At 67.9% G+C, this 21,076-nt stretch carries 17 protein-coding genes; 11 read left to right on the top strand and 6 right to left on the bottom strand.

The genetic code is table 11. From position 1 onward, the window contains the following. Positions 1-124 precede the first annotated feature (124 nt). Both U5809_RS27825 and polX read left to right on the top strand, forming a co-directional pair. Complete coding sequence (locus tag U5809_RS27825) at positions 125-517, top strand: TraR/DksA family transcriptional regulator (protein WP_282510274.1); 393 nt, start codon at positions 125-127, stop codon at positions 515-517. Between the two features lie 149 nt (positions 518-666). After that, on the top strand, positions 667-2,433 hold the full coding sequence (polX, locus tag U5809_RS27830; protein WP_322088889.1) for a DNA polymerase/3'-5' exonuclease PolX: 1,767 nt from the start codon (positions 667-669) through the stop codon (positions 2,431-2,433). A 53-nt stretch (positions 2,434-2,486) separates the two neighbouring features. On the opposite strand, the gene ald is transcribed toward polX, so the two are convergent. Beyond that, complete coding sequence (gene ald / locus U5809_RS27835) at positions 2,487-3,602, bottom strand: alanine dehydrogenase (protein ID WP_322088890.1); 1,116 nt, start codon at positions 3,600-3,602, stop codon at positions 2,487-2,489. 288 nt (positions 3,603-3,890) lie between these two features. Here ald and U5809_RS27840 point away from each other — a divergent pair, with 288 nt between their 5' ends. The 5 genes from U5809_RS27840 to U5809_RS27860 all read left to right on the top strand — a co-directional run bounded on the left by U5809_RS27840 (position 3,891) and on the right by U5809_RS27860 (position 10,913). Beyond that, positions 3,891-4,307, top strand: a complete 417-nt coding sequence (locus tag U5809_RS27840) for a DUF3995 domain-containing protein (RefSeq protein WP_282510269.1) — start codon at positions 3,891-3,893, stop codon at positions 4,305-4,307. A gap of 742 nt (positions 4,308-5,049) precedes the next feature. Continuing rightward, positions 5,050-5,790, top strand: coding sequence for a gluconate 2-dehydrogenase subunit 3 family protein (locus U5809_RS27845; protein ID WP_322088891.1), 741 nt, complete (start codon positions 5,050-5,052; stop codon positions 5,788-5,790). After that, entirely contained in the window at positions 5,790-7,568 is a 1,779-nt protein-coding gene (locus tag U5809_RS27850) for a GMC family oxidoreductase (RefSeq protein ID WP_322088892.1), read from the top strand. Before U5809_RS27845 ends, U5809_RS27850 begins: the two co-directional genes overlap by 1 nt. Further along, entirely contained in the window at positions 7,565-8,989 is a 1,425-nt protein-coding gene (locus U5809_RS27855) for a cytochrome c (RefSeq protein WP_322088893.1), read from the top strand. Before U5809_RS27850 ends, U5809_RS27855 begins: the two co-directional genes overlap by 4 nt. A 208-nt stretch (positions 8,990-9,197) precedes the next feature. Next, a complete protein-coding gene (locus U5809_RS27860) occupies positions 9,198-10,913 on the top strand; it encodes a cation:proton antiporter (protein WP_322088894.1) in 1,716 nt (571 codons plus the stop codon). A gap of 82 nt (positions 10,914-10,995) precedes the next feature. Here the strand turns inward: U5809_RS27860 and U5809_RS27865 are convergent, their stop codons facing one another. The 4 genes from U5809_RS27865 to U5809_RS27880 all read right to left on the bottom strand — a co-directional run bounded on the left by U5809_RS27865 (position 10,996) and on the right by U5809_RS27880 (position 15,604). Then, complete coding sequence (locus U5809_RS27865; protein WP_322088895.1) at positions 10,996-11,760, bottom strand: SDR family oxidoreductase; 765 nt, start codon at positions 11,758-11,760, stop codon at positions 10,996-10,998. Positions 11,761-11,779: 19 nt separating this feature from the next. Beyond that, positions 11,780-12,775, bottom strand: a complete 996-nt coding sequence (locus U5809_RS27870; protein WP_322088896.1) for an arabinose ABC transporter substrate-binding protein — start codon at positions 12,773-12,775, stop codon at positions 11,780-11,782. A gap of 169 nt (positions 12,776-12,944) precedes the next feature. Continuing rightward, complete coding sequence (locus tag U5809_RS27875) at positions 12,945-14,840, bottom strand: penicillin-binding protein 2 (RefSeq protein ID WP_322088897.1); 1,896 nt, start codon at positions 14,838-14,840, stop codon at positions 12,945-12,947. Positions 14,841-15,259: 419 nt separating this feature from the next. After that, on the bottom strand, positions 15,260-15,604 hold the full coding sequence (locus U5809_RS27880) for a DUF3564 family protein (protein WP_176045228.1): 345 nt from the start codon (positions 15,602-15,604) through the stop codon (positions 15,260-15,262). Positions 15,605-16,255: 651 nt separating this feature from the next. On the opposite strand from U5809_RS27880, the gene U5809_RS27885 reads away from it, so the two are divergent. Continuing rightward, positions 16,256-17,467, top strand: a complete 1,212-nt coding sequence (locus tag U5809_RS27885) for an SDR family oxidoreductase (protein ID WP_322088898.1) — start codon at positions 16,256-16,258, stop codon at positions 17,465-17,467. Positions 17,468-17,522: 55 nt separating this feature from the next. On the opposite strand, the gene hpaR is transcribed toward U5809_RS27885, so the two are convergent. Then, positions 17,523-17,963, bottom strand: coding sequence for a homoprotocatechuate degradation operon regulator HpaR (hpaR, locus tag U5809_RS27890; protein ID WP_034179682.1), 441 nt, complete (start codon positions 17,961-17,963; stop codon positions 17,523-17,525). A 152-nt stretch (positions 17,964-18,115) separates the two neighbouring features. On the opposite strand from hpaR, the gene U5809_RS27895 reads away from it, so the two are divergent. The 3 genes from U5809_RS27895 to hpaE are packed head-to-tail and all read left to right on the top strand — an operon-like array spanning position 18,116 to position 21,052. Continuing rightward, positions 18,116-18,805: a fumarylacetoacetate hydrolase family protein gene (locus U5809_RS27895; RefSeq protein WP_322088899.1), complete on the top strand. Its 690-nt coding sequence runs from the start codon at positions 18,116-18,118 to the stop codon at positions 18,803-18,805. Beyond that, positions 18,802-19,566, top strand: a complete 765-nt coding sequence (locus tag U5809_RS27900; RefSeq protein WP_322088900.1) for a fumarylacetoacetate hydrolase family protein — start codon at positions 18,802-18,804, stop codon at positions 19,564-19,566. Before U5809_RS27895 ends, U5809_RS27900 begins: the two co-directional genes overlap by 4 nt. A 22-nt stretch (positions 19,567-19,588) precedes the next feature. Further along, positions 19,589-21,052 (top strand): 5-carboxymethyl-2-hydroxymuconate semialdehyde dehydrogenase, encoded by a 1,464-nt coding sequence (gene hpaE / locus U5809_RS27905; protein WP_322088901.1) that lies wholly within the window; start codon positions 19,589-19,591, stop codon positions 21,050-21,052. Positions 21,053-21,076 lie beyond the last annotated feature (24 nt).

Raw genomic sequence — 21,076 nt, forward strand, 5'->3', positions numbered from 1 at the left:
CGCTTCATGCTGCCGGGCGCGCATCCGGACGCGCGGCCATGGCGGTGACGCTGCTTCGCCGCGCACCGGCGCGACACCGCGCGCCGCACTTTTTCGCGCGGAACCCGGAACAGGAGAGACGACCATGGCGCTCGACCAACAACAACGGCAGACGCTGAAACAGCGGCTGAACGAGAGCGAGCAGACGCTGCGTGCGGAGATCCGCACGAGTGAAGACCAGCGCGCGTCGGAATCCTATGCGGACCTTGCCGGCGCGGCACCGGACGAGGGCGACGAGGCGAACGCGGATCTGTTCGTCGACGTCGATCATGCATTGATCGGCATGAAGCTGACCGAGCTGCGTGCGGTCGGCCGCGCCCAGCAGCGGATGCGCGACGGCAGCTACGGCGAATGCATCGATTGCGACGGCGCGGTGGGCTACGAGCGCCTGCTGGCGCGACCGACCGCCGAGCGCTGCACGCATTGCCAGTCGATCTACGAGCGGCGTTACGCCACGACACCGCGCGCCTCCCTCTGACGTCGCGGCCGCAACGGCGCTGCACGCGATGCGTAGCGGGCGTACGATGAAGGTCGGGCGCCCGGCAGCGTCGACATGCGATGCCGGGCGGGCAGACGCCGTCGCGCCAGCGCACGGCGCCATCCACGTGGAAGGGAGCCACGCCGATCATGCCGATCCACAATGCCGAGTGCGCGGCCGTGTTCGCCGAGATCGCCGACATGCTCGAGATCCAGGGCGCTAATCCGTTTCGCGTGCGGGCCTACCGCAATGCCGCAAGGACGATCGCCGACTACGGTCGCGATATCCCGGCGATGGTCGCGAACGGCGACGATCTCGGCAAGATTCCGTCGATCGGGCCGGATCTCGCGTCGAAGCTGCGCGAGATCGCCGCGACCGGCACCTGCGAATTGCAGCAAACGCTGCGACATGCGCTACCGGGTGCGATCGTCGAGTTGCTCGACGTGCCGGGGCTGGGCGCGAAACGCGTGAAGGCGCTGCATGATGCGCTGCACGTCGATTCGCTCGAACAGCTGCGCGCGGAAGCGAAGAACGGGCATGTGCGCGAACTGCCGGGCTTCGGCGCGAAAACCGAAGCCCATCTGCTCGAAGCGATCGACGATCGCCTGCAGCGCGAGCCGCAACGCTTCCTGCTGCCCGATGCCGCACAATCGCTGATGCCGTTGCTCGACCGCCTGCGCGCGGTCGCGGGCGTCCGCCAAGCCGTGCCGGCCGGCAGTTTCCGTCGCCGCCGCGAAACCGTCGGCGATCTCGACATCCTCGTCACCGCAAGCGACCCGGTCGCCGTCGCCGATGCGTTCGTCGACTACGCCGACGTGGCGCGTGTGCTCGCGCACGGCACGACCAAGTCGAGCGTCGTGCTCGCCAGCGGGTTGCAGGTCGACTTGCGGGTTGTCGATGCCGATGCGTTCGGCGCGGCGCTCGTCTATTTCACGGGATCGAAAGCGCACAACATCGCGCTGCGCAGGATCGCCCAGGCCGGCGGCCTGAAGATCAACGAATACGGTGTGTTTCGCGGCGACGAGCGGATTGCCGGCGACACGGAGGCATCGGTCTACGCCGCCATCGGGCTGCACGAGGTGCCGCCCGAGCTGCGCGAGGATCGCGGAGAGATCGACGCGTCGCGGGCCGGCACGCTGCCGGCCCTGGTCGAACGCAGATATCTCCACGGCGACCTGCATGCGCATACCGATGCGTCGGCCGGACGCGACAGCCTGCGCGCAATGGCGGCTGCGGCCCGTACGCGCGGGCTCGCGTACCTGGCCGTGACCGACCGCGCACCGCATGCCGGCCGCGGCCGTCACGATTTCGACTGGCTCGCGCGGCAGCTCGACGAGATCGATCGCGTCAATGAGGCTTTCGACGATTTCGTGCTGCTCAAGGGGGTGGAAGCCGGCATTCGCGAGGACGGCAGCCTCGACGTGCCCGATACGATGCTAGGCCGGCTCGATCTGGTGGTCGGCGCGGTACGTGACGGCTTCGACCTGTCGCGCGACGCGCAGACCGATCGGATGCTGCGCGCGATGGACCATCCGCATTTCACGATTCTCGCGCACCCGACCGGCCGCGTGCTCGGTGAACGCGAGGCATGCGAACTCGACGTGCCGCGCGTGATCGCGCAGGCCGCGGCGCGCGGCTGTTTCGTCGAACTCGATGCACAGCCGCGGCGGCTCGATCTGCCCGACATCTGGTGCCGGGAGGCCGCGAAGGCCGGCGTGCCGGTCGCGATCGGCTCGGATGCGTGCCGCGTGGACGAACTCGACAACCTCGCGTACGGCGTCGATCAGGCACGGCGCGGCTGGCTGACGCGGCCCGACGTGCTGAATACGCGCACGCTCGCGCAACTGCGGCCGCTGCTGGCACGTACGATGGGCGAGGGGAGCAGGACGAAGCGGAGCCGGTCGAAGGGCGCGTGAACGCGGCGGGCGGCGCTTGGCGCCCGCCGTGCGTTCACTTCATGCCGGCACGGTCATGCGAGCACGCCGGCCGCCGGCACATAGGGCAGGCCGAGCGCCAGCGCGACCGCTTCGTACGTGATGTGCCCGTCGCAGACGTTCAGGCCCGCGCGCAGATGCGGATCGTCGGCCATGGCCTGCTTCCAGCCCTTGTCCGCGAGCGCGAGTGCATGCCCGAGCGTCGCGTTGTTCAGCGCGAAGGTCGACGTGCGCGCGACCGCGCCGGGCATGTTCGCGACGCAGTAGTGCACGACACCGTCGACGATGAAGGTCGGGTCGGCATGCGTCGTCGCATGCGAGGTCTCGAAGCAGCCGCCCTGGTCGATCGCGACGTCGACGACGACCGCACCCGTGCGCATCGTCGCGATCATGGCGCGCGTGACGAGCCGTGGCGCCGATGCGCCCGGCACGAGCACCGCGCCGATCACGACATCGGCGTCACGCACGGCTTCGTCGACCGTATGCGCATTCGAGCAGACGGTCGAGATCCGGTTGGCGAACACGAGGTCGAGCTGGCGCAACCGGTTCACGTTGTTGTCGAGCACGGTGACGCGCGCGCCGAGGCCGACCGCCATCTGCAGCGCGCCGGTGCCCACGACACCCGCGCCGAGCACGACGACGTGCGCGGCCGGCACGCCGGGCACGCCGGCCATCAGCAGGCCGCGGCCGCCGCGCGGGCTTTCGAGATGAGTGGCGGCGACCTGGATGGACATGCGTCCGGCCACCTCGCTCATCGGTGCGAGCAGCGGCAAGCCGCCGCCGGGGCCCGTCACGGTTTCGTACGCGATGCAGACCGCGCCGGATTTCACGAGCGCGGCTGCCTGGTCGGGATCGGGCGCGAGATGCAGGTATGTATAGAGGATCTGGCCGCGCCGCAGCATCGCGCATTCGGCCGGCTGCGGTTCCTTGACCTTGATGATCATGTCGGCGCGCGCGAAGACTTCGTCTGCGGCGTCGCAGAGCGATGCGCCGGCGGCCGTGTAGTCGTCGTCGAGCAGGCCGATCGCGGTGCCCGCGCCGCGCTGCACGAGCACGCGATGGCCGTGCCGCGTCAGTTCGTGTGCGCCGGCCGGCGTGAGGCCGACGCGATATTCGTGGTTCTTGATCTCCTTCGGCACACCGATCAGCATGAGTCGCCTCCATGGCCTTCGTTATCGTTGTCGTGCGAGCGGCACGATCGTGCAGCGGCATGCCGACCCGCGGTACTGGAATAACAGGGTAGTAGCACGTCAAGGGAAGTCAAGCGGCCGCCCCGTGCGACGCTCACGCGCACTGCATCGCACCATGCGCAGCCGCGGGTTGCGACCGGAGGTCGCAATGCACGCGTTGCCGGGTTTCGGTATCGTCATGCGTGGCGCGGGCCGGGGCCGCGTGCCGGAACCCTTCCGGCAGAACAACGAGACAAGGACACTACCGACATGACCGGTGCGTATTTCAGCGTGCCGACGCTTTGCGCGATCGCGCTCGTTCACGTCTACTGGGCGTTGGGCGGGCAGCGCGGCAAGCGTGCGGCGATTCCGGAACAGGATGGCGTGTCGCTGCTGCGGCCGACCGTTATCGGCACGCTTGCCGTCGCGGCGGCGCTGCTGGGCGGCGCATGCGTGGTCGCCGCGCGTGCCGGCTGGCTGGGGCGCAACGCGTATCCCGGCACGATCGCATTCGCGGTCGTTGCGTTCGCACTGATTTTCGCGGTGCGCGCCGTCGGCGATTTCCGCTATGTCGGCTTCTTCAAGCGAGTTCGCGGGTCGCGTTTCGCACGAATGGACACGCTGTATTACTCGCCGCTGTGCGCGGCGCTGGCGCTGTCGATCGCGTCGATGTTCTGGCCGTGGTGAACGGCGCGCGGGTCGGCTCGCTGTCGTGCCGGGCCGGGTAGGACATTCGGCCGGTACGGCATCGATCGAACCGACGCCGCTTTCGACGAAGAACGGATTCCCGTGACAGGCGGGCGACACCGGCGATCCGTTCGCCGATGCCGGCCGGGGCGTCCAGGCCGTCCGGGTCGACGGGCAGGCCGGCGCTGCGGCGCGTGGCTGGAAAGCCACAGCCATCGGCTGCGCACGCCGCAGCACAATCGCCCGCGCCGCGCGCGCATCGGGCTGCCATCGCGCCGTCCTTGCGCATTCCAGCTTTCGGATTTTTCAATTGTTGCGATTTTCGATGCATTGAATTGCATCGAACCCCCTCGTAATGGAACCGGTTCCATATATAATTCGCGGCACTCGTCGCCGGGCCCGAAAGAGGGTCGTGCACGTTGCGCTTGCCGTCGGCAAACGCGGCGTCTAAGTTGAATAAGGGTCATGGCGATGGCGGGCAGATGCCGGTCGAAAGGCCGCCATTTGTCTGATGATCAGGCCCAATAAGAGGTCGATCCGTACAGCGCAGCCGGAACCGGCGCGTCGTGCGGCTGCATGAAGGCGCCGCTGCGCAGTGCGCGGCCGCTGCCCGCATCGAGGTTGTTCGCAACACACGAAAGAACAGGACGGCCGGCCGCGTGCGGCATGGCTGCCGTACCGGATACGACGCATGCGGAGTGCGCGCGTCCGGACCCCGATCCCCAACGATCAACACCCGACCATGTCCACGTCACCTGACAAACCCAACTCGCGCCGCCGTTTCCTGCGCACGTCGGTCGCGCTCGTGCCGATCGCGTCGGTCGCCGGCTGCGACCTGCGCTCGTCGTCGCCGTCCGCGACGACGGCCGGCAACGCACCTGCCGCCTCGTCCAGCGCCGAACGCGCCCCGTACAAGCCGACTTTCTTCGATGCGAAGGAGTGGGCGTTCGTCCAGGCCGCCGTCGACCGGCTGATCCCGGCCGACGCCGAAGGCCCCGGCGCGCTCGAATCGGGCGTGCCCGAATTCATCGATCGCCAGATGGAGACGCCATATGCGCACGGCGCGACGTGGTACATGCAGGGGCCGTTCCAGCAGGGCGTGCCTGAGCTCGGCTACCAGTTGAAGCTGGTGCCGCGCGACATCTACCGGCTCGGCATCGCGGCCGTCAACCGCTATTGCGAAAAGACGCACGGCAAGGCGTTCGCGGATCTCGATGCATCGACGCGCGACACCGTGCTCGGCGCGCTGGAGAAGGGCGGCGCGCAGATCGACGACGTGCCGCCCGGCGTGTTCTTCGGCCAGCTGCTGCAGAACACGCGCGAAGGTTATTTCTGCGATCCGGTGCACGGCGGCAATCACGACATGGCCGCGTGGAAGATGATCGGCTTTCCGGGCGCGCGCGCGGACTTCATGGATTTCGTCAACCAGAGCGGCAAGCCCTATCCGTACGGCCCCGTCTCGATCAACGGGGAGCGCAGCTGATGGCCGCAGAGAAAAAGCCGCATGTCGATGCGGTGATCGTCGGCTTCGGCTGGACCGGCGCGATTCTCGCGAAGGAACTGACCGAAGCGGGCTTGAACGTGGTCGCGCTCGAGCGCGGCGAATATCGCGATACCTATCCGGACGGCGCGTATCCGAACACGATCGACGAACTGACCTACAACATCCGCAAGAAGCTGTTCCTCGACCTGTCGAAGACGACCGTGTCGATCCGCCACGGCCTGCAGGACACCGCGCTGCCGTACCGGCAGCTCGCCGCGTTCCTGCCGGGCGAAGGCGTCGGCGGCGCCGGGCTGCACTGGTCGGGCGTGCATTTCCGGATCACACCGGAAGAGCTGCGCCTGCGCAGCCACTATGAAGAGCGCTACGGCAGGAAGTTCATCCCCGAAGGGATGACGATCCAGGATACGGGCGTGACCTACGAGGAGCTCGAGCCGCATTTCGACTTCGCCGAGAAGGTGTTCGGCACGTCGGGTCAGGCATACAAGGTCGGCGGCAAGGTGGTCGGCGATGGCAATGTGTTCGAAGCGAACCGCAGCGACAACTTCCCGCTGCCCGCGCAGCTCAATACGTACTCGGCGCAGCGCTTCTCCGATGCCGCGAAGTCGCTCGGCCTGCATCCGTACCGGCTGCCGTCGGCGAACACGTCGGGCCCGTACACGAACCCGTACGGCGTGCAGATGGGTCCGTGCAACTTCTGCGGTTACTGCAGTGGTTACGCGTGCTACATGTACTCGAAGGCGTCGCCGAACCTGAACATCCTGCCCGCGCTGAAGCAGGCGCCGAACTTCGAGCTGCGCTCGAAGTGCCACGTGCTGCGCGTCGATCTCGACGACACGAAGAAGCGTGCGACGGGCGTGACCTATGTCGATCCGGCCGGGCGCGAAGTGCACCAGCCGGCCGATCTCGTGATCGTGGCCGCGTTCCAGTATCACAACGTGCACCTGCTGCTGCTGTCGGGCATCGGCAAGCCGTACGACCCGATCTCGGGCGAGGGCGTCGTGGGCCGCAATTTCGCGTACCAGAACCTGTCGACGATCAAGGCGTTCTTCGACAAGGACACCTACACGAACCCGTTCATCGGCGCGGGCGGCAACGGCGTCGCGGTGGACGATTTCAATGCGGACAACTTCGACCACGGCCCGCTCGGCTTCGTCGGCGGCTCGCCGCTGTGGGTGAACCAGGCCGGCGTGAAGCCGATCAGCGGCATCGCGACGCCGCCTGGTACGCCGCAGTGGGGCTCCGCGTGGAAGAAGGCCGTGAAGGACAACTACGCGCACACGATCTCGATGGACGCGCACGGCACCAACATGTCGTATCGCGACGTCTATCTCGACCTCGATCCGACCTATCGCGATTCGTACGGCCAGCCGCTGCTGCGGATGACGTTCGACTGGAAGGACAACGACATCAAGATGGCGCAATACGTGACCGGGCAGATGAAGAAGATCGCGGAAGCGATGGGGCCGAAGGCGATCGGCGTGTCGACGCGCGAGTTCGGCAAGCACTTCGATTCGCGCGCGTACCAGACGACCCACCTCGTCGGCGGCGCGATCATGGGCACCGACCCGAAGACGAGCGTGCTGAACCGCTACCTGCAGTGCTGGGACGTGCACAACGTGTTCGTGATGGGGGCGTCGGCGCTGCCGCAGGGCATCGGCTACAACCCGACCGGGATCATCGCGGCGCTGGCCTACTGGTCGGCACGCGCGATCCGCGAGCAATACCTGAAAAATCCCGCCCCGCTGGTGACCGTATGAAGAGGACGATGAACCACAACGTCGCACGCCGGATGTCGCGCGCGCTGGCGGCCGGTGCAGCCTGGGCCGCGCTCGGCTTCGCGGGCCCGACGGCGTTTGCGCAGCCGGCAACTCCCGTGGCAACTCCTGCGGCGGCTTCCGGCCCGGCGGCCGCACCCGCGGCCCAGTCCGCCGATGCGAACCTGATCAAGCGCGGCGAATATCTCGCGCGCGCCGGCGACTGTATCGCGTGCCACACCGCGAGCGGCGGCAAGCCGTTCGCGGGCGGGCTGAAGTTCGACACGCCGATCGGCGGCATCTACTCGACGAACATCACGCCGGACCCGAAGACGGGCCTCGGCGGCTGGACTTACGAGGACTTCACGCGCGCGGTGCGCGAAGGCGTGCGCAAGAACGGCGACACGATGTATCCGGCGATGCCGTTCCCGTCGTATGCGCGCCTGACCGACGACGACATGAAGGCGCTGTACGCGTACTTCATGCATGGCGTCGCGCCCGTCGAGCACGAGAACCGTGCGGTCGACATCGTGTGGCCGCTGTCGATGCGCTGGCCGCTCGGGATCTGGCGCAAGATGTTCGCGCCGACGCCGAAGCCGTTCGATGCGGCGCCGTACACCGATCCGGTGGTCGCGCGCGGCGCGTATCTCGTGCAGGGTCTCGGCCACTGCGGCGCATGCCACACGCCGCGCGCGCCGACGATGCAGGAGCGCGGGCTGACCGACGCGGACGGCCTGGACTTCCTGGCCGGCGGCGCGGCGATCGACGGCTGGGTGCCGACGAGCCTGCGCGGCGAGCCGCGCACGGGCCTCGGCACGTGGAACGAAACCGAGATCGTGCAGTTCCTGAAGACGGGCCGTACGCTGCGCACGGCTGCATTCGGCGGGATGACGGACGTGGTCGGCCACAGCATGCAGCACATGACCGACGACGACCTGAACGCGATCGCGCGCTACCTGAAGACGCTGCCGCCGCGCGTGCAGGGCGAGCAGCCGCACGTGTACGACGCGGCTGCCGCGAAGGCGCTGCAGGCCGGCGACGCGAGCAAGCCGGGCGCGGCCGTCTATCGCGACAACTGCATGGCCTGCCACCGTAGCGACGGCCACGGCTACACGCGCGTGTTCCCGGCGCTCGCCGGCAACCCGGTCGTGCAGGGCGACGATCCGACCTCGCTGATCCACGTCGTGCTCGAAGGCAGCGCACTGGAGGGGACGCGCACCGCGCCGTCGACCTTCACGATGCCGCCGTTCGGCTGGCGCCTGTCGGACCAGGAAGTCGCGGACGTGTCGAACTTCGTGCGCACGAGCTGGGGCAACACGGGCGCGCCGGTGACGGCCGCGCAGGTCGCGAAGGTGCGTAAGAGCGTGCCATCGACGCGGCCCGAACCGCCGCCGGGCGCGCGGTTCCCGCAAGCGTCGCGCTGACGGAGGCGGCGGGGCGCCAGCCCCGCCAGTCCGATTTGCTTCAAGGCGCCGCCGCACCCGCGCGGCGCCTTTCATTTCGCCGGGGTTGCACCCCGCAAAGGCGCGTCGCCGCGTGAAATTTTCGCGGCCGCGCGCCATTCTTCCGCCTCATCCCTTATCCTTCCATTCTTGAACCTTACTAAATAGTTACAAGAACTTGGGAGGGGGGATGCCTCATGACGTCAGCCTGATTGCGTTGCTCGCGGCCGGTTTCGGTCTCGCGATGATCTTCGGTTACCTCGCGTCGCTGCTGAAAATGCCGCCGCTCGTCGGCTATCTGCTTGCCGGGATCGTGATCGGCCCCGGCACGCCCGGTTTCGTCGGCGATTTGTCGCTCGCCCAGCAGCTCGCGGAAGTGGGCGTGATGCTGCTGATGTTCGGCGTCGGCCTGCATTTTTCACTTGGCGATCTGCTCGCGGTGCGCAAGATCGCGCTGCCGGGCGCGGTCGTCCAGATCACCGTCGCGACCCTGCTCGGCGGCGGGCTCGCGCTCACGTGGGGCTGGAGCCTCGGGGCGGCGCTCGTGTTCGGGCTCGCGCTGTCGGTCGCGAGTACCGTCGTGCTGCTGCGAGCGCTCGAAGGGCGCGGGCTTGTCGAGACGGTCAACGGGCGCATCGCGGTCGGCTGGCTGGTGGTCGAGGATCTCGTGATGGTGCTCGTGCTGGTGCTGCTGCCGCCCGTCGCGGGGCTGCTCGGCGGCACGCCGCCCGGCGACGCGCACGCGGCCGGCGGCAGCGTGTGGGGCACGCTCGGCGTCACGATGCTGAAGGTCGCCGCGTTCATCGCGCTGATGCTGGTGGTCGGCAAGCGCGTGTTCCCACGCATTCTGTGGCTTGTCGCGCGCACCGGTTCGCGCGAGCTGTTCACGCTGTGCATGATCGCGGCCGCGGTCGGCATCGCGTTCGGCGCGGCGAAGCTGTTCGACGTGTCGTTCGCGCTCGGCGCGTTTTTCGCCGGGATGATGATGCGCGAGTCGGAATTCAGCCGACGCGCGGCCGACGAGACGCTGCCGCTGCGCGACGCGTTCTCGGTGCTGTTCTTCATCTCGGTCGGCATGCTGTTCGACCCGAAGGTGCTGCTTGAAGAGCCGCTGCACGTGATCGAGGTCGCGGCGATCGTGCTGATCGGCAAGACACTCGCGGCCGTCGCGCTCGTGATCGCGTTCCGCTATCCGCTCAATACCGCGCTGACGGTCGGCGCGGGCCTCGCGCAGATCGGCGAATTCTCGTTCATCCTCGCGGGGCTCGGCCGGGCGCTCGGGCTGCTGTCGGCCGAGGGGCAGAGCCTGATCCTGGCCGTGGCGCTGATCTCGATCGCGATGAACACGCTGCTGTTCGCGATGATCGATCCGGCGCTCGCGTGGATCCGCAAGCATTCGGCGTTCGCGCGCAAGCTCGAGGCGCGTGACGATCCGCTCGCCGCGCTGCCGATGTCGACGCCGCAGACGCACCTGACCGGGCAGGTCGTGATCGTCGGCTACGGCAAGGTCGGCACGCGAATCGCGCATGCGCTGGACGAGCGCGGGATCGCGTATGTCGTCGTCGAGCAGAACCGCGAACTCGTCGAGAAGCTGCGCGCGGAAGGCATTGCCGCCGTGTCGGGCGACGCGATCGAGCCGATCGTGCTCGTGCAGGCCCATATCGCGCGCGCCGGGATGCTGGTCGTCACGCTGCCGGACGTGTTCGACGTGCGGCAGATCGTCGAGATCTCGCGCACGCTCAACCCGACGCTCGAGGTCGTGCTGTGCACGAACAGCGGCGACGAGGCCGCGCTGCTGTCGCATGAAGGAATCGGCACCGTGTTCATGGGCGAGACCGAACTCGCGCGCGGGATGACCGAGCACGTGCTCGGCCGGATGGTGAAGCCGGTCGCGGCTGCGCATTGACGGCGCGCGGCATCGCGCCGCGCACCGGGCAGGACACGGTGGCCCGCGCGGCCGCCGGCCCCGCGGGCGGCGTCCCGATCGATCAGTAGAACGTCTCGAGCGTCAGCTCCTGCGCCATCACGCGATTGCCGGCCAGCAGGCCGCCGTCCACCGGCAGCGCGACGCCGGTGATGATCCGCGCGGCCGGCGAGCACAGGAACAAGGCAGCCTGCGCGACGTCGTCGGGCGTCGCGAAATCGTCGAGCGGATACCACTTCCTCAATTGCTCGAATACCTGCGGGTTGCGCTGCACGCGCGCTTCCCACGCGGGCGTCTTCACGGTGCCCGGCAGCACGATGTTCGCGCGTACGCCGTCGCGGCCGTATTCGATCGCGAGCGATTTCGTGTAGCTGATCAATCCTGCCTTCGCCGCGCTGTAGGCCGGGTGCCCGAGCGCGTGCACGCCGTTCACCGAACCGATGATCGCGATCGCGCCGCGCCGGCTTGCGCGCATGCCGGGCAGCACGGCTTCGACGCTCACGTAGGTGGCCGTCAGGTTCGCATCGAGATCGGTGCGCCAGCTGGCGGGCGTCGTGTCGCGCAGCGTGGTCGATGCGGCCGTGCCCGCGTTCGCGACGAGCACGTCGACCGGCGGATGCGCCTCGAGCATCGCGCGCAGTCGCTCGGCGTCGGTCAGGTCGTCGACGACCGCCGTCGCGCGTGCGTCGCCGAGCGTATCGATGAAGCGGTCGAGCGACGCGCGGTCGCGATCGAGTGCGAGCACGCGGTCGCCGGCCGCAAGGAAGGTACGGCAGAGCGCCTGGCCGATGCCGCCGGCGGCGCCCGTCACGAGGGTGGTGCGTGTCATGTCGGCTCCTTGGGCAGGCTCACAGGCCGAGCGCGGCGCGCGCTTGCTTCTCGTTGTCGCGCGTGATCAGCGTGCCGGACGTCAGCACGAGCGGCGGCGGCGCCTGGTTCTTCGTGATCCAGTCGTACATGTTGAGGCTCGTCTGGTAGCCGTGCTGGCGCGGATTCAGCAGGATCGACCCGTAGAAGCCGGTCGGCTTCGGCTTCGCGAATTCGTTGAGCGCGACCTGGCTGCCATTGATGCCGACCGCGACCATCGCGTCCGCGCCGATGCCGCGCCCTTCGGCGGCGCGCACCGCGCCGACCGTCGTGTCGTCGTTCGAGCCGAACGCGACCCAGCGCTTGAAATTCGCGTGCTTGGTGAGCGCGATGTTCGCCGCGTTGAACGCACCTTCGGTGTCGGCCGTCATCTCCGGCGCGTCGATCACGTTCGCGGCCGGGAAGCCGGCGGCCTTGAGCGCATCGACCGCGCCGGCCGTGCGTTCACGCGCGGTCGGCAACTGGTCGTAGGCGATCCGGATGATGCCGACCTCGGCCGGATTCCAGCCGCGCCGCTTCGTTTCGTCCGCGATCGCCTGGCCCACCTGCTGGCCGATCTTGTACGCGGAGATGCCCATGTGCGGCACGCCCGGGAGCGGCGCGCCGTGGCCGTCGACGAGCTGGTCGTCGACCGACATCAGCTTGATTCCCGCGCGCTTCGCCTTCGCCGCGATGCCGGGGCCGAGCTTCACGTCGGGCGCGCAGACGATCACGCCTTGCGCCTTCTGCGCGGCGAGGCTGTCGAGCGCGGTCGACACCTTTTCGCCGCTCGGCGTCGCGATCTTGATCAGCGTGAAGTGCTTTTCCTTCGCGGCCTGCTCGGCGAAGCGCCATTCGTCCTGGAACCACGGATCGTCCGGCTGTTTGACGAGGAAGCCGATTTTCACGTCGGTGGCATCGGCGGCCCGGGCCGGGGCGCCGCCCAGCAGTGTGACGCTCGCGGTAGCCAGCACGAGTGTTTTCCAGTGGAATCGCATGCGTCTCTCTCCGTTGTTGTAGTCCGGCGCGCAGGCAAGGCCGCCCGCGGCGCGCAAAAATTGTAGGAGGACGCGGCGGGAACGCTCAAATAATGCGGAGTGTTCCTAGAGAGTGGGATGAAGGCGGGGGGATGGGCGATGCGCATGCGGCATCGCCCGTACGACGTGGTCAGCTCGCAGCGGCCTTCGTCGGCGCGGCCGTGCCGGACTGCGCGGCCGTCTTGAGCGGTACCGACGGTTTCTGCGAGGCAGCCGTTCTGGCCGGAGCTGCGGCCTTCGGCGCTGCGACCGTCTTCTGCGGCGCAGCGGCCTTCGCCGGCGCATTCTTCTCGGGCTCGACCGGCGCATCGGGCGGCACGCCGAGCAACTGTAGCGAGCCGCTCGTGACCGACGCGAACACCGGGCCGGCCACCGTGCCGCCGTAGTAGCCCTTGCCGCGCGGCTCGTCGATCATCACGGCGACGATCAGGCGCGGGTTGCTCATCGGCGCCATCCCCGCGAACAGCGCACGGTACTTGCCCTTCGCATAGGTCGCGCCGACCTGCTTGCGCGCGGTACCGGTCTTGCCGCCGATCCGGTAGCCGTCGACGCGCGCGCGGCGCCCCGTGCCGCCTTCGCCCACCGCCATCTCGAGCATCGAGCGGATCGACGCGGCCGTTTGCGGCGACGTCACGCGGTGGCCGCGATGCGCGTCGATCGTCTGCTGGTCGGTGCCGTTCTTCAGCAGCGACACCGGGTGCAGCGTGCCGTCGCCTGCATAGGCCGTGTAAGTCTGCGCGATCTGCAGCAGCGACATCGACAGGCCGTAGCCGTATGCCATCGTCGCCTGCTCGATCGGCCGCCAGCGCTTGTAGCCGCGCAGCCGGCCCGACGCGACACCCGGGAACGTCAGTTCCGGCGCGCGGCCGATCCCGTACTCCTGGTATTTGTTCCAGATCGTTTCGGCGGGCAGGTTCAGTGCCAGCTTCGCGAGCGCGACGTTGCTCGACTTCTGCAGCGCCTGCGAGACGGTCAGCGACCCGTGGTTCGACGTGTCGTGAATCACGGCCGGGCCGATCTTGTAGGTGCCCGGCGACGTGTTGATGATCGTGTTCGGCGTGACCTTGCGTTCGTCGATCGACAGCGCGACGACGAGCGGCTTGATCGTCGAGCCCGGCTCGAACGTGTCGATCACCGCGCGGTTGCGCAACTGCTGGCCGGTGAGGCGGGCGCGGTCGTTCGGGTCGAAGGTCGGGTAGTTCGCGAGCGCGAGGATCTCGCCGTTCTGCGCGTCGAGCACCACGACGCTGCCGGCCACCGCGTTGTTTTCGACCACGGCTGCCTTGAGCTGGCTGAACGCGAGCTGCTGGATGCGGCGGTCGATCGTCAGTTCGATCGTCGCGCCGTGCTGCGCGGGGACGAGCGGGCGCGTATCCGACACGATGCGGCCGAGCCGGTCGCGGATGACCTCGCGCTGCCCGGACGTGCCCACCAGGCGCGCGTTCGCCGCGAGCTCGACGCCTTCCTGCCCCTTGTCCTCGACGTTCGTGAAGCCGACCACGTGCGCGGCCGATTCGCCCTCCGGGTAGAAGCGCTTCGAATCGGCGATCTGCGTGATGCCGTCGATCGCGAGCTTGTCGAGCCTGCCGGCGGTGTCGGCGTCGACCTGCCGCTTGAGCAGCACGAACGTCTTGTCGTTGCCGAGGCGCCGCTTGACCTCGACGAGCGGCATGTCGAGCAGCTTCGAGATCTGCGGGTAGTCGGTGTCGGCGACCTGCTTCGGGTTCGCCCAGATTTCATAGGTCGACAGGCTGACGGCGAGCATCGCGCCGTTTCGGTCGACGATGCGCCCGCGCGTCGCGTCGAGTTCGATCGTGCGCTGGTAGCGTTTCTGGCCCTGGCCGACGTAGAACTCCTTGTTCGCGACCTGCACCCAGAAGGCGCGGCCGATCAGCGCGGCGAATGCAAGAAACACGATGATCACGATCAGCCTGGAGCGCCACATCGGCAGGCGCGACGCGAGCATCGGGTTCTTGGTCGCGGCCGCGTACGGATCGGCGGGGTGGGTCTTCTTTTTCACGCTCATGCAATGGCCGGGTCGGGCCGCCGAAGGGCGGCAAGTCAGTCTGAATAATGCGATTGTAATAAATGAGTAAACACCGTGTGGGGAAAGTGTGTTCCGGCCCCGTGAAAAAACGTCAAACGGCGCATCGGTCTCACGCGGAAACAGGGCGAGGAAGCGCGCGGCCAAAGCGGGATGTCGGTGCCACGGCTGGCGACCAGCGCGAGCGCTAGGCCGCGTGTTGCTTCGCGGCTGCGGATACCGGTGCCGGTCGATCGCGGCCCTCGACGCAGCGTGATCATTTGCCCGGGCCTCGATTATTTCTTTATGCCGGAAAATGAAAAACGCCCCGAAAAGGGGCGTCGTTAATAATGAATATCGAAATGAATATCGCTGATGCCGGAATAAACCCGAAAACCGCAGACGATTTACATCGATGAATGCTAGCGGGCGACGGAAATGAATTCCCGGTATTCCGGCTGGGTCGTGCAGCGATCGACTTCCTGCAGCCGCCATGCACCGGCGTGATCGCCGGCGAGTACGGCGGGGCCCTGTTCGCGCTGCATCGCATCGAACGACAGTCCCTTCAACTGGCAGACGGCGTTCCCGCTATCGGCCGCGCAGAGCGCCATCGCGCCCTCGACGTCGCGAACCTTGCCCCAGGTCGGAAGATCGATGCCCTGATGTGCCTCGCGCGACCACAGCCCCTCGTCGGTATCGACCCACAGAACCGCGAAGGCATGCCGGGTTGCCGATTCGCTGCCATTAATCCGAATGGTGAGGCGCATTGTGATCGTCTCCTAAAAAAATGACACATTCGACCGTTTTGACTTGATCAGTCTAGATAGACTGGTGTGAAACGCAAGTGTTAATCCGCAATAAATCCGTATTGAGTCTATTGCGGTTTCAGATGAAACGACGTCTGACGATTCGTGGTCATTCCGGAGCGCCATGCAATTGCGGGCGTTACCGGCGATTGCAGCGCTGGCGTGCGCATCGATGACGTTCGAGACATGGGATGACATGGCGGTCGGGCGCGTCGATCTGTCGCGCTCGGTCGGCCATCAAAGGCTGCGCCGGCGGATGCGAGATGACGCAGTCCGGGCGTTGCCCGGCCGGATGTTTCAGCGTGTTGACGGCGCCGCCGGCACGACACACTCCGACAATCGCGTACAAATCGGCACACTTTCACGAAACTTTCGGGACAGACTTGCATACGGTCGGGCCCCACACTGGGAACATCCCGATCCCGTGCCGCGGACGCCCGTCCGCGGCGGCTGCCGCCGCCTCGTGCCAGAGACGCGATCGACGTGATCGCAGGCCGCATGCCCGATCGGGATTGCCAGGGCGCGCGTCAGCCCCGGCCCGGCCGGCGAGCCGTGCGCAGTCCGCAACCGCGGGCGCCGCGCCGCCCGGCCGATTCTTCGAAGGAGACTATCGTGCTGATCTGGAAAACCGCGTTGTCGCTCAACTGGCGCACGAGCCTCGTGTCGCCGGCCAGCGCACCGGTCGCGGCGGCGAACGTCGGACGGCTGGTGTTGACCGGCGCGACCGGCTTCATCGGCAGTACCGTGCTGACGGCGCTCGTCAATGCAGGGCTGCTCGAACGCATCGTGTGCGTCGTGCGTGCACAGGATCGCGGCCACGCCGTTGCGCGGCTGCGCGAAGCGGCGCTGCGTGCGGGGCTCGCCCCGTACTGGGCGTCGCGCCTGACCGAGGCGAACGTGGTCGTCGGCGCGCTCGGCGACGTGTGGCACGGCGCCGATGCACCGCGCCTTGCCGGTGCGACGCACGTGATTCACTGCGCCGGCCATGCATCGCCGGCCGACGGCGCGCACCTGCGGGCCGACATCGCCGATGCCGTGCATTTCGCCGAACGCTTCGCGCGCGCACCGCGCCTGCAGCGCTTCGTGTACGTCGGCACGGCCTATGCGCATGCGGGCCGCGGTGGAATCGTGCAGGAACAGACGACGGGCGATGTGGCGGACGACACGGCGCCCGACGACGACGGCCTGCCGGGCGCGGTACTCGCGGCCGGCTACCTGCACGCGAAGGCCGAAACCGAACAGCGCCTGCGCGCGCTCGGGCTGCCGCTCGTCGTCGTGCGGCCGTCGCATGTGGTCGGCCACACGGTCCTTGGCACACGGCCCGCGCCGAATTCGTTCTGGATGTTCCGGCTCGCGCACGCCGCGCGCCGCTTCACCGCCCGGCCGATGACGCGTATCGACATCGTGTCGGTGGACGACGTGGCGCGCGCGACGATGCTGCTGGCCGTGAAGCCGACGCTCGCGCACGACGTCTATCACGTGTCGGCCGGCGACGAGGCGCCGCAGGTGGCGCAGATCGTGCGTGCGATGGACGAGGCGGCGGGGATGACGGGGGCGCCGCGCTACGCGGCGTGCGCGCCGGCCGAACTGCCGCTCGTGGTGCGCGACGTGCTCGGGCGCTCCGATCCGGCACTCGAGCGTGTGATCGGCCGTGCGCTGCAGCGCTGCGGGGAATTCGCGACGGTCGATCGCGTGTTCGATAACCGCCGCGTGCGCGACGAAATCGATTTCGAACCGTTGCCGTTCATCGATTACGTCGAAGAATGCATGCGCACGTCGCGCGGCGTGGCCGTGACCGAACTGATGCGCGGCGCGTTGCACTGATCGCCCGCACCAGAGCGGTGCCTGTTCCCGCGCATGGCGGGAGCGGGCGCCGCCATCACGCGTTGCCGCCGAGTTCGATGAGCCGGTCGAGCGCGCGGTAGATATCTTCCAGGCCGTCCTGGCCGAACCGCGATTCGAGCTGCCGGTACTGCTCGTCGATCCGCGGACCGATTTCCGTCACCAGTTTCCTGCTTTGCGGCGTCAGGCTGACCAGCAGCCGGCGCTGATCTTCCTGCGCGCGCGTGCGCGTGATCAGGCCGTCGCGCTCCATCCGTTCCAGCACGCCCGTGAGGCTCGGGCTCAGGATGCAGCAGCGCCTGGCGATCTGTCCCGCTTCGAGCGCATGCGCCGGTTCGCCGTCGAGCACGCGGATGATCCGCCATTGCTGTTCGGTCAGCGCGAATTCCTTGAGAATGGGGCGAAACAGACCCATCAGCGTTTCGCGGGCCTCGAGCAGCAGCATGGCCAGGTTGCGATGGTCGAGCGTACGGTTCATCGGGGTGGGTAAAGGGCGGGGACGCATCAATCTTAACAGCCGAAGGTGATGAATTTCGCATCTCAGGGTAATCGAGGTTGCCAGCGCCCGATTGTTTACTTAAGATATTAACTATTGACGATGCGCCGCGACGCGCGGCAGGGGAATGACGCATGGAGCTGTCTTGCACGACCGCCGCGGCGCCGCCGTTGCCGGTCGCCATCGGTACCGTCTACGGCGCGCTGCTCAACGAGCGCGCGGCGCTCGACGCGCTCGGCGATGCCGTGAACGCACCGCCTTACGGCCGCCCGCCGCAGGCGCCGATCCTTTATATCAAGCCCGCCAACACGCATGCGGCCGACGGCGCGGCCGTCGTCGTGCCGGCCGGCGTCGATGCGCTGGAGATCGGCGCATCGGTGGCCGTCGTGTTCGCCCGGCGCGCGACGCGCGTCCCGGCCGCGCAGGCGCTCGACTACGTGCACGGCTTCACGCTCGCGAGCGACGTGTCGGTGCCGCATCCCGATTACTACCGTCCGGCCGTGCGCTTCAAGTGCCGTGACGGCTTCTGCCCGCTGGGTCCGGCCATCGTGCCGGCTGCCGCGCTCGGCGACGTCGACGCGATCGGCCTGACCGTGCGGATCGACGGCGAGGCGGCGGTGTCCGCGTCGACCGCCACGCTGATTCGCCCGGTGCGCGACCTGATCGCGCACGTGACGGCTTTCATGTCGTTCGACGCGGGCGACGTGCTGTTGCTCGGCGTCGCGGGCGGCGCGCCGCGCGCCCGTGCGGGCAGCACGATCGAGATTTCGGCCGCCGGCATCGGCACGTTGCGGCATACGCTGATTGCGGAGGAAGCACGATGAAGACGGCGCGCGTGATCTACAACGGCGCACTGCATGCGGCCGAACCGGCTGGCGACGGCATGATCCGCCTCGATACGGGGCGCGTGGTCGCCGAGGACGGGGTGTCGTGGCTGCCGCCCGTCGCGCCGCGCACGACGTTCGCACTCGGCCTGAACTACGCCGACCACGCGAAGGAACTCGCGTTCAAGGCGCCGAGCGAGCCGCTGATCTTCCTGAAGGGGCCGAACACGTTCGTCGGCCACCGGTCGCGCACCGTGCGTCCGGCGGATGCGACGCACATGCACTACGAGTGCGAACTGGCCGTCGTGATCGGCCGGCCCGCGCGCAACGTGAGCCGCGCGCAGGCGCTCGACTACGTGGCCGGCTACACGGTCGCGAACGACTACGCGATCCGCGACTACCTCGAGAACTACTACCGCCCGAACCTGCGCGTGAAGAACCGTGACACCTGCACGCCGCTCGGGCCGTGGTTCGTCAGCCGCGACGAGATCGGCGACGCGGGCAACCTGATGCTGCGCACGACCGTGAACGGCCAGGAGACGCAGCGCGGCAGCACGCGCGACATGATTTTCGACGTGCCGGCGCTGATCGAGCACATCAGCGGCTTCATGACGCTCTCGCCGGGCGACCTGATCCTGACCGGCACGCCCGAGGGGCTGGCGGACACGAAGCCGGGCGACGAGGTCGTGACCGAGATCGAAGGGATTGGCCGGCTCGTGAACACGATCGTCGGCGAAGCAGACTACTATCGCGCCGGCTGAGCCCGTCGCCCAAGGAGAGCACATGACCATCAAGCACTGGATCGGCGGCCGCGAAGTCGAGAGCCGCGAGACCTTCACGACGCTGAACCCCGCAACGGGCGAAGTCATCACCGACGTCGCATCGGGCGGCGAGGCCGAGGTCGACGCGGCCGTGCGCGCGGCGAAAGAAGCCTTCCCGAAATGGGCGAACACGCCTGCCAAGGAGCGCGCGAAGCTGATGCGCAAGCTCGGCGAGCTGATCGAGAAGAACGTGCCGATGCTCGCGGCGCTGGAGACGCAGGACACGGGCCTGCCGATCGCGCAGACGAGCAAGCAGCTGATTCCGCGTGCGTCCGAGAACTTCAACTTCTTCGCGGAAGTGTGCGTGCAGATGAACGGTCGCACGTATCCGGTCGACGACCAGATGCTGAACTACACGCTGTACCAGCCGGTCGGCGTGTGCGCACTGGTGTCGCCGTGGAACGTGCCGTTCATGACGGCCACGTGGAAAACGGCGCCGTGCCTCGCGCTCGGCAACACGGCCGTGCTGAAGATGTCGGAGCTGTCGCCGCTGACGGCCGACCAGCTCGGCCGGCTCGCGCTCGAAGCCGGGATCCCGCCCGGCGTGCTGAACGTCGTGCAGGGCTACGGCGCAACGGCCGGCGATGCGCTCGTGCGCCACCCGGACGTGCGCGCGGTGTCGTTCACCGGCGGCACCGTCACCGGCAAGCGGATCATGGAGCGTGCCGGTCTCAAGAAGTATTCGATGGAGCTCGGCGGCAAGTCGCCGGTGCTGGTCTTCGACGACGCCGATTTCGATCGCGCGCTCGACGCGTCGCTGTTTACGATCTTCTCGATCAACGGCGAACGCTGCACCGCCGGTTCGCGGATCTTCGTGCAGCGCACGATCTACGATCGCTTCGTGCAGGAATTCGCGCGTCGCGCGAACAACCTGGTGGTCGGCGATCCGGCCGATCCGGCCACGAATCTGGGCGCGATGATCACGCGCCAGCACTGGGAGAAGGTGACGGGCTATATCCGCATTGGCGAGCAGGAAGGCGCGCGCGTGGTCGCGGGCGGCGCGGACAAGCCGGCCGGGTTGCCCGGCCATCTGCGCAACGGCAACTTCGTGCGTCCGACTGTGTTCGCCGACGTCGACAATCGGATGCGCATCGCGCAGGAAGAGATCTTCGGGCCGGTCGCCTGCATCATCCCGTTCGAGGACGAAGACGAAGGGCTGCGGCTCGCGAACGACACGGCGTACGGTCTTGCGTCGTACATCTGGACGCAGGACGTCGGCAAGGTGCATCGTCTGGCACGCGGGATCGAGGCCGGGATGGTGTTCGTAAACAGCCAGAACGTGCGCGACCTGCGCCAGCCGTTCGGCGGCGTGAAGGAATCGGGTACCGGGCGCGAGGGCGGCGAATACAGTTTCGAGGTGTTCGCGGAGATCAAGAACGTGTGCATCTCGATGGGTTCGCATCACATCCCGCGCTGGGGCGTGTGACGGGCGCGGGGCGCCTCGCCACTC

The organism is Burkholderia sp. BCC1999 (assembly GCF_905339975.1).
Lineage (GTDB): Bacteria > Pseudomonadota > Gammaproteobacteria > Burkholderiales > Burkholderiaceae > Burkholderia.